The sequence below is a fragment of the Bacillus sp. AFS031507 genome (assembly GCF_002584635.1).
Lineage (GTDB): Bacteria > Bacillota > Bacilli > Bacillales > Cytobacillaceae > Neobacillus.
In genome coordinates this window covers 96,288-109,022 of sequence record NZ_NUOW01000012.1, presented here as the reverse complement: position 1 = coordinate 109,022, position 12,735 = coordinate 96,288, and the positions used below count along the sequence as shown (strand labels likewise).

The following is a 12,735-nucleotide window of genomic DNA, read 5'->3' as shown; positions in this document are numbered from 1 at the left end:
TAGGGGAGGAAATAAGATTATGTTTATAGGTGTACCTAAAGAAATTAAAAATAATGAAAATCGTGTAGCACTAACTCCAGCAGGTGTTGTTTCATTCCTAAATGCCGGCCACACTGTGTTAATGGAAAAGGACGCTGGAATTGGAAGCGGTTTCACTAACGACGATTATGCTAAAGCTGGTGCTGAGATTATAGATAGCGCTGAACAGGTATGGACAAAAGCAGATATGATTATGAAAGTGAAAGAGCCTCTTTCAAGTGAATATAAGTACTTCCGCCAAGGTTTAATTTTATTTACTTACTTACACCTTGCAGCTGAGCCAGAGTTAGCAAAAGCTCTTAAAGAAAAAGGTGTTATCGCAGTTGCTTATGAAACAGTTTCTGTAAACAGGACTCTTCCACTGCTTACACCAATGAGTGAAGTAGCTGGACGCATGGCTGCTCAAATTGGCGCACAGTTCTTACAAAAAAATCATGGTGGACTTGGAATTCTCCTTGCTGGTGTCCCAGGAGTTAACCGTGGAAAAGTTACCATTGTTGGTGGTGGGATTGTTGGAACCAATGCAGCTAAAATGGCCATCGGTTTAGGTGCTGACGTAACAATTATTGATCTAAGTGCTGACCGTCTTCGTCAGTTAGACGACATTTTTGGAAATCAAATCAAAACATTAATGTCTAATCCTCTCAATATTGCTGAAGCAGTGGCAGAAGCTGACCTTCTGATCGGAGCAGTATTAATCCCTGGTGCAAAGGCTCCTAAGCTGGTTACAGAAGAAATGGTTAAATCGATGAAGCCTGGTTCAGTGATTGTCGATGTTGCGATTGACCAAGGTGGAATTGTTGAAACAATCGACCATGTGACAACACATGACAATCCAACCTTTATCAAACATGGGGTTGTACACTATTCTGTTGCAAATATGCCTGGTGCAGTTCCAAGAACTTCAACAATAGCACTAACCAATGTTACAGTTCCATATGCATTGCAAATCGCAAATAAAGGGGTTTTCAAAGCCATTTCTGAAAATGCTGCATTATATCTTGGCGTTAACGTTGCCAACGGAGAAATCACTTATGAAGCAGTAGCAAAAGATCTAGGGTTTGACTATGTAACAGTTGAAAAAGCATTAGAAAAAGAACTAGCTACGATTTAATTGTTGTTATTCCCCTCAAGAAACTCTTGAGGGGATTTTTGATTAAAGGGGATGGTTTTCATGAATCAATTGAGTTACCGCGATACATGGGCTGAAATTTCACTAGACCATATTAAAAATAATTTTCTACAGTTTAGGCAGTTTGTTCACCCACATGCAAAAATCATGGCAGTGGTTAAAGCAGATGGATATGGACACGGGGCCATTGAAATTGCAAAAACAGCGATAGAAGCTGGTGCAGATTATTTAGCAGTTGCTCTTGTAGATGAGGCCATCAAACTTAGACTGTCTGGGATCACACAACCCATTCTCGTACTCGGGTATACTCCGACACGTTCGATTCGGGCTGCCATTTTAGAGAATATTACGCTAACAGTCTTTGACCATGAAGTATTGGATGAAGTCATTGTCCAAGCGGATAGCTTAAGCAAAACTGCTTCTATTCATTTGAAAATTGATACCGGTATGTCCAGGATTGGCGTTACTTCCAGTGATGATGCACTAATTCTTGCGAAGAAGGCCATGAAAGCAACAAATGTTTGTCTTGAAGGGGTATTTACTCATTTTGCTAATGCAGATAGTGAAAACAGTGACCTTACATATGCACAGTTTAATAAATTTCAATCAATAGTAGAATATTTGGAAAATAACTGTATTTATATACCCATAAAACATTGCTGCAACAGTGCTGCAACAATGAAATTCCCAGAAATGCATCTGGACATGGTTCGAATTGGAGTTTCCTTGTATGGGTTATATCCAGATGCTTCGTTAAAAAACCACTCCATCCAGCTAAAGCAGGCCATGACCTTCAAAACGAAAATTGCAGCAATAAAAAAAGTAGCAGCTTCACAAGCAATCAGCTACGGGTGGACTTGGAAGCCGGAAAGAGTAAGTCTTATCGCAACCCTTCCGCTTGGATATGCTGACGGACTTTCCCGTCTCCTATCAAACCGTGGGAAGGTTTTAATTCATGGGCAAAAATCTGCTATTGCAGGAAGGGTGTGCATGGATCAAACGATGATCGATATTACGGATATACAAAATTGTTCTGTTGGTGATGTAGTCACCATATTTGGAGAAAGCTGCTCTTCTTTTCAGTCCGTAGACGAAATTGCCCATTTAATGAGCACCATCAATTATGAGGTTGTTTGTTTAATTGGGAAAAGAGTCCCCCGAGTGTATGACAACTACAATGAACTATTCAAACCTGCAAAGAATGTACAAAGTAATTTATTATTTTAATAACAAAGGCAGCTATTTCGACTAGCTGCCTTTGTTTTGTAACACTGTGTTTATATCTCCAATTACATTAGGTCTGCCAATTGAATAATATTCAACTGGATATTTTTTTATAGATTCTAATTGAAAGCAATTTCTCCCGTCAAAGATAACGGGTTCTTTCATTAACTCATGGAAGAGATTTAATGGAACATTTTTAATTTCATCCCACTCAGTTACAATAAACGTAAGGTCAGCATTCATAAGAGCTCGCTCGAGAGTATCTGCATAAGAAATTAGCTTTCCTAAAACCTTTTTCACATTTGGAATAGAGACGGGATCATAGGCAATAACTATCGCCCCTTCTTGAACTAGACGCTTGGCTAACTTAATCGAAACGGCTTCCCTGATATCGTCTGTATTAGGTTTAAATGAAAGCCCCAGTAATGCAACTTTTTTCCCACGTAAACTTTGAAATCGGTTCAGGGCCTTTTCCACTAGTTTAAGTTCCTGTCTTTTATTAACTTTAATAACCTCCTCAATGAGGTTAAAAGCTTCTCCCGCATCATTACCCATTTGAACTAGTGCGTGGGTATCTTTCGGCAGGCATGAGCCGCCAAAACCTACTCCAGCCTTAAGAAATGATGATCCGATCCTTGAATCCATCCCCATTCCAAATGATACGTCTTCAATATTTCCGCCAATATGTTCACAAATACTTGCGAGTGCATTTACGTAACTAATTTTTAAAGCTAAGAATGAATTTGATGCTATTTTTATTAATTCAGCACTATTCGTATCCGTTTTAAAAATGGGAATACCAAACGGCTGATATAATTCTTCCAACGAATGGAGGGCTTCCTCACTATCAGATCCAATAATTATCCGATCCCCGTGAAAAGTATCATAAATTGCCGACCCTTGGCTGATAAATTCAGGATTGGAAACGATTTGAAATTTAAGACTTGTTTGCATTTCGGATTGAATCCAATTTTTAATTTTTGCATTGGTTCCCACTGGTACCGTACTTTTTGTAACGACAATGACGTTATTTCGCTTTATTGACCTGCCAATTTCTTTAGAAATCTGTTCAATATATTGTAAATCAAGGGAGCCATTTTCATTTTGAGGAGTTCCTACTGTTATTATGATGATTTCAGCCAATTTAAAGCTAATAGCAGGGCTAGTTGTAAACCGTAACCGCCCCTCCTCCATATTTTTCAACATCAGTTCATTTAATCCTGGCTCATAAATTGGAGGATTCCCATTGTTTAATGTACTTACTTTATGATGGTCCTGGTCTACGCAAATCACATCATGGCCGATGTCTGCTAAACAAACCCCTGTAACTAGTCCAACGTATCCTGTTCCAGCAATGGCTATTTTTTTCAATGAAGATTTTCCTTTCCTTATTGAGTATTTCTTATTAATTACTACTCAGTTCATTTCTCCATCCATTTATATAAAATTATTTCATGATAAACTGGATCAAAAAGTCCGTTGGAATGAAAAGTTGCTATCTTTTTGATTTTCCCATCTATTGAAATACCTTGTGACCTAAATCCTTGAATCACTTTATCTGTAAGTAGGACGGTCCTGCCTTGGAAATATTTCGCATCATACCGGAAATATTGATAAGTTTCTATCCTTTTGTGTGTATATGGAACCTCTAAATACTGTAACACCCTCGTTTCTTCCCATGTGTAGAGTATAACAGGTTCATTCATTTTCTCAATAAATGCATTCATTTTATAAACAGCTGGAGGTTCTTTAGCTTCCGTCGCTAATAGGGTTACATTTTGATTTACCTGATGGCCAAGGACGAAAATGCTGAGTCCCACTACTAGAAAAGGGATTCTTTCTGAAAAAAGACGAATACAAAGGAAAAATATCAATAAGACCGCAAGCGGGAGCGCATGTCTTGCTTTTTCTACATTTTGAGCCAATAGTGCCCAACCAAAATAACTGCTAAACAATATAAAAAGAAGGTTCATAAATGGCCATCTTTTTTTTGTTTTTTTGAACGCCCTAATAAATATATAAATGAGAAGGAAAATATAAATGACAGCACTAAGCACAGATTCAGTTGCAATTCCTGTCCATAAGATGTTCTTTGAGGAAAAAATGATAAATCTATCAAAAAAACCAATATTAGCTGCCTCTACCGTTCCTCCCCAATCATTGAAATGACCGCTGGTAAACGCTAAAGAAAGCTTAATAAAACCGATGATACTCCCCTCAGAAATGACAAGACCAATTACCCATATTGCTTGAAAGATGACTCCCGAGATCAAGTAATATATGATCTCTTTCATTTTTAATCCATCTTTTTTTACTTTCCAATAAAACAGAAAGATTATACCGATTGCAAAGGGCAAGTAGGAAAGGCGAATTCCTAGCATAAGACTCAAAAAACCTAATGGTATTAAGATCGCTCTTGAATTTTTTTTGTTTAAAGCAAAAAGAAGGCTCCATAAATACCACCAAAATGCTGCCAGTGCCGCTCCTTCTGACATCGGCTGATTAACCATAATAACACTGTAGCTTGCTGAATAAATAAGTGCTGTAGATAAACTAGCAAATGATCTCTGTATGAATCTCCTGGACAACTTATAAATGGGAAAAACAGAACTAGCATAACAAAAGACATTAAAAATCGTTAATGCTTTTGATGGGTCCATCACAAACAGATGAATGAATTTCCCTCCTAAAATAAAAAAGGGATATCCAGGGAAGTGCGGCTGCATAGCCATTAAATCATAGCGCTTCACTGCCAGTGCAAAATCTACCTGATCCCACGAGGAGGTATATGGATTAATAAAATACAGTTGAGATATAAAAACAATAATTATAGCTGCAACACTGATCACTAATAAAAAGGGATCTTTTAAATTACTTTTTAACAATAAATATCCACCACCTGATCTAGAGAAAAAGTACAAGGCATCGGCCTTGTACTTTAAATGTTCAAAAATTCATTTCACTTGTGTCTCAAGAATTTTAGTTGTCTTTGAATTCGTTTTATTCGTTTTATTCGTTTGCTTGCTTCCTGCAGGTTTGGAAGAGGTAAGCAATAAAATTGCGACAAAGTATCCGATATACGCCAATATTTCTTCAATAGAAGGCATGGAAGAATAGCCGAACAGCGCCTTTAGAAATATTCCTATATCCCCGGATAAAAGCGGAGCCGAACCAGTATCACGAAGGTAATGTGTGTAATCAATCGGATGCTCTGGCAGGAACCATGTTAGATCATATACATGTGGAAGAACACTGCCAATGATGTTAAGGTCCTGCATCATAGAAATCGCTTGAACTAGTAGTCCAGCAGAGATAAGAATAATAAAAGCACCGGTTATCTTGAAGAAGCTGCTTAACGGAATCCTCATCGTTCCTTTAAAGAACACATAAGAGACAATGGCGGCTATGGCCACTCCAGTAATTGCACCCCATCCTTGCATTGCAGCACCGATGTCTCCCCCTGTAATGGCAGCAAAAAAGAACACAGTTTCAACACCTTCACGAAGGACCACAAGAAAGGAGTGGATAACCATCCCCACTACATTACCAGTAGAAATAAACTTATTCATTTTTCCTTCCATGTTTCCTTTTAGATCACGGCTGTGACTAGCCATCCAGAATACCATTTGGGTTAATAATACGGTCGAAACTAGCATAATGCCTATTTTCAAGTACATTTCGCTTCCCATTGTGGCGAATCCAGTAAAGACAATTTGAAATAAGAGAGCTACCCCGACACTTGCTAAAACTGCAAGACCTGCTCCTAACCAAACATATTTCGTGTAATGCTTATGGTCCACTTTTTTAAGATAAGTAGTTATGATGCCGACAATCAACAAAGCTTCTAATACTTCACGGAATGTAATTAATAGAGCTTGAATCTCCACAGCCGTTTCCCCTCCCGATGGTGTTGTTTCAGTTTCTATTTTCTTCTTCTGCGGATAACAACTATCAGTACAGCTATTATTAATCCTGCGATTAATACTAGTGGTATCCAGTTTCGGATATTCGAAATATCCGTCCAGTCCTTTTTAGCAGTCCCAGCTTCTGTAGCACTTTCAGAAAAATGCCCAACTTCAAGGCTTTTTAAATTGAATTCAGTTTTTAATGAGTTTAGAATCTCGTCTTTATTTTCCTTAAATGCGTCTAAATTCGCCTCTTTTTTCCCTACACCAAACAATCCGGGATTACCCAATGCTTCAAGGGCCTGATCAAAATCCGTTCTGATTTTCTTATCATTCTCAGGTTTTTCAGCTTCCACTTTAGGAGACAACGCATCGTATGTAGCAAAGGCTTTAGCTAGGAGTCTTTTCGTTGTGTCATATTCAGCAAAGTCCTTTTCAATACTCTCTAAACGCCTCGCAATATTTAAAACCAGTAGTTTTTCCATATTGTCAATGGTAGCTTCCTTGTCCTTATCTTTAAGGTTACTCAGAATTAGCTTAGCAGGCTCTTGGCCCATATGCATATCAATCTCTTCTTTAACAGTTTCAAAGTTTTTTTTGGCGGAATTGTAATTGGGAGGATTCTCATCAAGCTTCACTACCATTTCTTTGTACACCTCAGCAACCTTCTCCTCATTCGGATCACCATAGGAATAGGCAAAAGCACTACTTAAAGGAATGCTGTAAAAAATAAATGCGAAAGTAAAAAATAATCCAAAAAATTTTTTCATTAAGAATTTCCCTCCTACATGGATAATGATAATGATTATCATCCTCGCTGTCAATGCAAGGATTTAGAATGTCACATATTTATCATGTTTATCTTACTTATTAATCTCCCTTGCTTTCATCAGGTGTAATTCCCTGTCTCTTGCACCAGATGTTGTCCTATTATGGATCACCTTTTTCACTGGCCTCCTCATTTCTTTTAAAATGGCAGGTAAGACCGATGTCATATAACTACGAAACTTGATAAATGATTCCCCTGCTTTACGGACCTGATATCGAATTGGGACTTCTTTCATCCGAAAGCCTTTTCTAATGAGATTCAGCGTGACAACTTGTGCATAATTGTAATCATGAACAATTTCAGCTTCTTCCATAGCTTGTTTAGAAAAAGCTCTCATCCCAGACTGTCCATCATAAATCCATTTTCTTAGTAAAAGAGCTTGTAGAAACGTAAAACAATAATTCCCGATTCTCCTGTTCCACTGCATTCCTTCAATAGTTCCAAGGAAACGGGAACCCATTACATAATCAGCTGTTCCCATTAAGATGGGTTTGACAATATCAGGAATCTGATCTGCAGGGTATTCATTATCAGCATCAATCATGACACCAATATCTGCTCCATTTAAAACACAAAGCTCCAGCCCTTTACGAACAGCAGCACCTAATCCAAGGTTTTTAGCAAAGGTATGGACATAATCTGCCCCTGCTTTCCAGGACTGCTCGACCGTTCGATCATTAGAGCCATCATTTATCACTAAAACCTCTACTTTCACCTTTGGATCGAAATCTCTTGGTATTTTTTGAATGACTTGGGCAATCGACTCTTCCTCATTGAAAGCTGGAAGAAAGACAATTACTTTTTGCTGCTCCATTGATTAAACATCCTTCCTTACTGCCTCTATTAATACTGGTCCACGGCTGTGACTAGGATATGGTGCCCCCAACAAATAGGAAATCGTTGAAGCGAGGGAAACCAAGCTATGCTTTTCCTCCACACTTTTTCCTGTTTCAATAGACGGACCATACATAAAGAACGGTACGAATCTTTCACCTTCATCGAGGTGGCCATGTCCACCAATCCCATCAGCTTGACCATGGTCAGCACAAACAATAAACGTGTAATTTTCAAGCTTACCTTTCTCTTTTAACCACTCAAAATATTCTTTAACTAAGGCGTCAGCCTCTTCGATTTTTTGAATATATTCGTTATATAATACACCTCGGCTATGTCCAGTTTGGTCTGTACTTATTAATTGCACAATTTGCAAATCAGGATCTTGTTCTTCCATGATATTTTTCGCTCGATCAATAATTTTACGATCGACAACATTATTGTGCATTACGGCTGTGAATGTCTCTACATCCTTTCCAAAGGAATCAACGAGATGGGCTACCGCTAATAATGAACCCTTTTTCCCTACTTTTCTTAATGTGTCAAATACGCTCTCTACTTTAATACCCTGCTTCCAAACCATATTCGACTTGATTCCATGTTCAAATGGGTATGTCCCTGAAAACATCGATGAAAAACAAACGACAGTTCTTGCTGGGTATACGGTTTCCATTCTAGTATAGTCTGTTCCATTTTTTCTCAAATAGTCGAGAAAGGGAGTGTTCGCTTCTTCAAAACGCTCTTTCCTCATTCCATCAATGACCATAACAATAACTTTCTTATTAATGGCATCTGTCCGCTCATCAACATTAGAAGTAAAGGTAGGGATAATCTTCGGCTTCCAATCGAACAGATTTTTATGAAGAATCCAAGAAAACAATAGAATTCCTAAATAGAAGAATACGATGACTCCAATTTCACTTCCCGACCAGGTTTGCTTCTCAATAGTCAAATTCCAAAGTGATAATAACAAAAGAAACTTTGGCAGTTGTTCTTGGGCATTTCCACTTGTTGAATCACTATTTTTTAAAACGAGCTTCCAGAACCGGGTAAAATTCAGCCATGAGGTGCCGATGCGCAAATGATAATAAAATGTGCCCCAAAAAAAGACTGTAAAGAAGAAATATAAACCAATACCAGTAAAAAGCAGACTAAGATTCACATGATCCCAAATGATAAGAAAGGCTGTAAATGGGATCCATAAATAGTTTCTAAGAAATAATGGATAATCGTATAGGTAGTAAATAATTAATAGAGGTAAGATGAATAATAACCCTAAGAATAGATCTAAACTGTAAGAAGGGGCTCCCAACTTAGATAGGGAATAAATCAACATGGTACCGATTGTAAATATTGGAGTAAACGGCTTCCCTTCATTCAGAAGGTTCCAACACCTTGCCGCCACTTTTTCAAAAGAAGATGCTTTTTTCATTTTTGTCTTCCTCTCATTCTTAGAAACACTTTTATTTGTTTAAAATTTGATGCAGGTGAATGAATCAATAGCAGGAAACCAACGAAATAGGAAAAAATAAACTTATAACTATGGCTAATAAGAGCAACCATATATCCATCCTTTGTCGGAAACCCAAAACTTGTTAAAGCCGCGGTCATGACTGATTCGTATGTAGATATTCCCCCAGGTGTAATTTGAAATACCTGCCCACCGACAGTAATAGAATTGACCCAAATTGACTTATAAATAGAAAGACCATCACCTAACGAAGCTGTTACTCCCCACAAAACAGCGCCTTCCATAGCCCAGCTTAATCCAATTAAGAAAAAAATATAAACAAATTTCCAGCCCTTAAAGCTTGTTCTTAATAATAAGATATGCTTTTCCACAAAGAGTGGACAGTATTTAAAGACTATAAATCCTCCTATTAGAAAGCTTAAACCTAAAATAAGCAATACTCCTAATGACAAGTGAAAGATAAACGCTTTGGAAAAAGCAATTAGTCCTATTATGGAAAATAACATTAGGAACAACATATCAAGCGATCTGAGCACAACTACAGAATGTGCAGAAATATCAGGACTTATATTTTTTTCCTTCCAGGACAACACCCCGACCCTAACCGCATCCCCAACCTTTATTGGAGTGATATGATTTACGAAAAGACTTAAGAGAATGCCTTGTAAACAGCTTATAAACTTGGCTTTCTTTCCTAGATATAATCTCCACGCCTCAGCTCTGAGGATAAATGAAGATAGGTATCCTACGGTAACAACTATGATAATCAAAGGATTACCCAAGAAAAATTTTTTGGACCCATTTAAGAAGTTTTCAGCATGAAAATATCGCCAGGACAACAGGATAAAAATTCCTGCCAGAATGAATCCCATCACTTTAACCAAGCGTTTAACTGATTTCCGAAACATGCTTTTTGGCCCATTCTATTGTTTTAGCAAGTCCCTCTGAAAAAGATATTGATGGGGAAAATCCAAGCTGTTGATGTGCCTTCGAAATATCCGCCCATGTGGAATTGACATCCCCTTGGCGAAAACCACCTTGTTTTACAGTTATATCAGGAAAATGCTGCTTTAAATACTCAACTAATTCCTCAATAAAAATCGGTTTACCAGACCCTATATTATAGGTACCGACCCTTTCAGTTTGGTTAAAAGCACTAATGATCCCTGTTATACAATCATCTATATATGTATAGTCTCTAGCCGTTCTATTTCCAAACAATGTAATTTCCTGTTTATTCAGCAAATTTTTAATAAATCCTGTTATGGCCATATCTGGCCTACCCCAGGGTCCATAAACGGTAAAAAAGCGAAGGATAGAAATTTTATAGTCAAATAATGAAGAATAGGCATGGCAAAAGGATTCAGCCCCAAATTTAGCTGCTGCATAAGGGGATACCACCTTTCCCATCGCCATCTCTTCTTGAAGCGGAACGTTCTTTTGTTCTCCGTAAACCGATGAGGAAGAAGCAAAAATAAAATGTTTTACGTTTGATTGACCCGCAAATCGCAGTGCATTAATGGTGGCTTTAATATCGTAGTCAACATACTCATTCGGGGCCGCTATTGAATGTGATACACCAGGAATGGCCGCTAGGTGTATTACCATTTCTGGCTTGTAGGAAAGAAAGATTTCCTTTACTTCCGCTTCGTCATTTAGAAGACTTTTTTGAAAGAAAGCGAACTCTCCTGCTCCACGTGCAAATTCTAGCTGTCGTTTTTTCCTAGCAACAGAATAGTAAGGATGCAGTTCATCGATGATTAAAACCTCATGGCCTTCCGTTAACAATTTCCTTATAAGATGGGAGCCAATAAACCCTGCTCCGCCAGTAACAATTACTTTCAATGTATAACACCTCTATACCTAGTTGGTCATCACGACTTATTATGTACATTATTCTCTCATATCAGAGAAAAAAGGAAAAACCTTGCGTAAGTTAACAAGGTTTTTCCTCTGCATTATTTCGCTTTTTCTACGATTGTATTCAGAGTGGAAATTAACTCGTTCAATTGTGCTTCACCAGCAGCTTTATCTTTAGCTTTTGCTGTTTCAACATATTTCTGTGCTTTTTCAGTTAATGTCTTATAAGCATCTTCACCAAGTAGGGTTTTGATATCTTCACCGATGATATCGATAAATAACGCACCCTCTAAACCAGTGATAACGGCTTTATCTTCGCCAAATAATTCTTTACTCTCACCGTATTCATCAATAGCAATTTTCGCAAATCCACGGACGAACGCTTTGTTAACAGCTGCTGGATCAACTGCTTTTACATCAGATTCAAGATTAAATTGCTTTTCAATGAAGGCAGTTTCATCAGCTGCATGCTTGCTTAAGTAACTGCTTAGAGATTGGTAAAATGCCCAGCCTTCTGCTTGCTCTACCTTAGCAAGTGCAGCGTCTTTCCCCGCTTCAGCTGCTGCCTTTGTTGCATATCCGTTTGGAAGTGCACCAGTTGCGAGATAGAAAGTCTTCATTAATGTTTTGTCAACCACTTGCTTACCTAAGTTAAAGCCCAGTTGATCATTATTTTTAACCGCTGTCTCGATTTCGCTGAATCCACCATCAATTACACTAACAAGGGTAGTACCATATGCAGCATCACGTTTTTCTACAGTTGTTTTAAGAATGGCATAATAATTTTTTGCTTCTTCTAGTTCTGCATTCACTTCTTCTGTGTTACCCCATTTTTCAGATACTTCTGTAAAATCGTGTTTAATCGATGTATAAAATACCTTTTGCATTAATTTATCAAAGAGTTGTTTGACGACTACTTTGTCCATTGATCCGTCTTTACCTGCAGATAGAGCAGTAGTGATTTTTTCGTCGATTGTGTCTTCAAATTCTGCGTCACGTTGTTGAACTAGCTCTTTAAAATTCTTATTATATAAATCTGTTACTTTATCAAAATCAACTTCTTTTCCTTCTTTAGCTTTTTCAAGTTCCGTAGTAGCTTCAGTAAATACATCAGCATACGCTACTTTTTCGTTTTCTTTTACTTCTGTTTCTTTCTTCTCTGCTGATTTTTCTTTATTTTCTACTTTTGGTTTGCTAGCTGTTTCTTCCGCTTTCCCACAAGCTCCAAGAACTAATGAAAGGGCTGCCATAGCTGCTAGAAGTTTAAATTTGATCGACATTTTGTTTCCCCCGGTTTGTTTTTTTATTTTGTTGATAATGATTATCATTCACATTTATGATTATAAAGAGAATGATTATCAATGTCAATGATATTTAAAATTTTGTAACAAAAAAGACACTATTTAAAAAATACTAAATAATAGAAAAGCTATCTTGCAAT

Annotated in this window: 11 protein-coding genes; 2 read left to right on the top strand and 9 right to left on the bottom strand. The window is 37.6% G+C overall.

Translation table 11 applies throughout. The annotated features are described in order from the left end of the window. The first annotated feature begins 19 nt into the window (after positions 1-19). The gene (gene ald / locus COE25_RS11825) at positions 20-1,153 is read left to right on the top strand and encodes an alanine dehydrogenase (RefSeq protein ID WP_088085951.1); all 1,134 of its coding nucleotides are present in this window, start codon (positions 20-22) and stop codon (positions 1,151-1,153) included. Positions 1,154-1,213: 60 nt separating this feature from the next. Continuing rightward, positions 1,214-2,398 (top strand): alanine racemase, encoded by a 1,185-nt coding sequence (gene alr / locus COE25_RS11820; RefSeq protein WP_088085950.1) that lies wholly within the window; start codon positions 1,214-1,216, stop codon positions 2,396-2,398. A 21-nt stretch (positions 2,399-2,419) separates the two neighbouring features. On the opposite strand, the gene COE25_RS11815 is transcribed toward alr, so the two are convergent. The 9 genes from COE25_RS11815 to COE25_RS11775 form a co-directional block, all read right to left on the bottom strand. After that, complete coding sequence (locus tag COE25_RS11815) at positions 2,420-3,766, bottom strand: UDP-glucose dehydrogenase family protein (protein ID WP_098932801.1); 1,347 nt, start codon at positions 3,764-3,766, stop codon at positions 2,420-2,422. Positions 3,767-3,816: 50 nt separating this feature from the next. Then, positions 3,817-5,280 carry a glycosyltransferase family protein gene (locus COE25_RS11810; RefSeq protein ID WP_098932800.1) on the bottom strand — a complete coding sequence of 488 codons (1,464 nt, stop codon included), beginning with the start codon at positions 5,278-5,280 and terminating at the stop codon, positions 3,817-3,819. Positions 5,281-5,349: 69 nt separating this feature from the next. After that, positions 5,350-6,282 carry an FTR1 family iron permease gene (locus tag COE25_RS11805; RefSeq protein ID WP_098932799.1) on the bottom strand — a complete coding sequence of 311 codons (933 nt, stop codon included), beginning with the start codon at positions 6,280-6,282 and terminating at the stop codon, positions 5,350-5,352. A 35-nt stretch (positions 6,283-6,317) separates the two neighbouring features. Then, a complete protein-coding gene (locus tag COE25_RS11800; protein WP_088085946.1) occupies positions 6,318-7,070 on the bottom strand; it encodes a hypothetical protein in 753 nt (250 codons plus the stop codon). A gap of 93 nt (positions 7,071-7,163) precedes the next feature. Further along, entirely contained in the window at positions 7,164-7,943 is a 780-nt protein-coding gene (locus tag COE25_RS11795) for a glycosyltransferase family 2 protein (RefSeq protein ID WP_098932798.1), read from the bottom strand. 3 nt (positions 7,944-7,946) lie between these two features. After that, positions 7,947-9,395 (bottom strand): alkaline phosphatase family protein, encoded by a 1,449-nt coding sequence (locus COE25_RS11790; RefSeq protein WP_098932797.1) that lies wholly within the window; start codon positions 9,393-9,395, stop codon positions 7,947-7,949. Next, a complete protein-coding gene (locus tag COE25_RS11785; protein WP_098932796.1) occupies positions 9,392-10,342 on the bottom strand; it encodes a lysylphosphatidylglycerol synthase transmembrane domain-containing protein in 951 nt (316 codons plus the stop codon). Before COE25_RS11785 ends, COE25_RS11790 begins: the two co-directional genes overlap by 4 nt. Further along, complete coding sequence (locus COE25_RS11780; RefSeq protein ID WP_098932795.1) at positions 10,323-11,279, bottom strand: NAD-dependent epimerase/dehydratase family protein; 957 nt, start codon at positions 11,277-11,279, stop codon at positions 10,323-10,325. The genes COE25_RS11785 and COE25_RS11780 overlap by 20 nt, the downstream gene beginning before the upstream one ends. A gap of 113 nt (positions 11,280-11,392) precedes the next feature. Next, a complete protein-coding gene (locus COE25_RS11775; RefSeq protein WP_098932794.1) occupies positions 11,393-12,574 on the bottom strand; it encodes a hypothetical protein in 1,182 nt (393 codons plus the stop codon). Positions 12,575-12,735: the final 161 nt, after the last annotated feature.

What these genes read in the sequence shown, in the direction of transcription:
- ald (WP_088085951.1), top strand. Translation starts at nt 20, where the DNA reads ATGTTTATAGGTGTACCTAAAGAAATTAAAAATAATGAAAATCGTGTA.
- alr (WP_088085950.1), top strand. Translation starts at nt 1,214, where the DNA reads ATGAATCAATTGAGTTACCGCGATACATGGGCTGAAATTTCACTAGAC.
- COE25_RS11800 (WP_088085946.1), bottom strand. Translation starts at nt 7,070, where the DNA reads ATGAAAAAATTTTTTGGATTATTTTTTACTTTCGCATTTATTTTTTAC.
- COE25_RS11795 (WP_098932798.1), bottom strand. Translation starts at nt 7,943, where the DNA reads ATGGAGCAGCAAAAAGTAATTGTCTTTCTTCCAGCTTTCAATGAGGAA.
- COE25_RS11790 (WP_098932797.1), bottom strand. Translation starts at nt 9,395, where the DNA reads ATGAAAAAAGCATCTTCTTTTGAAAAAGTGGCGGCAAGGTGTTGGAAC.
- COE25_RS11785 (WP_098932796.1), bottom strand. Translation starts at nt 10,342, where the DNA reads ATGTTTCGGAAATCAGTTAAACGCTTGGTTAAAGTGATGGGATTCATT.
- COE25_RS11775 (WP_098932794.1), bottom strand. Translation starts at nt 12,574, where the DNA reads ATGTCGATCAAATTTAAACTTCTAGCAGCTATGGCAGCCCTTTCATTA.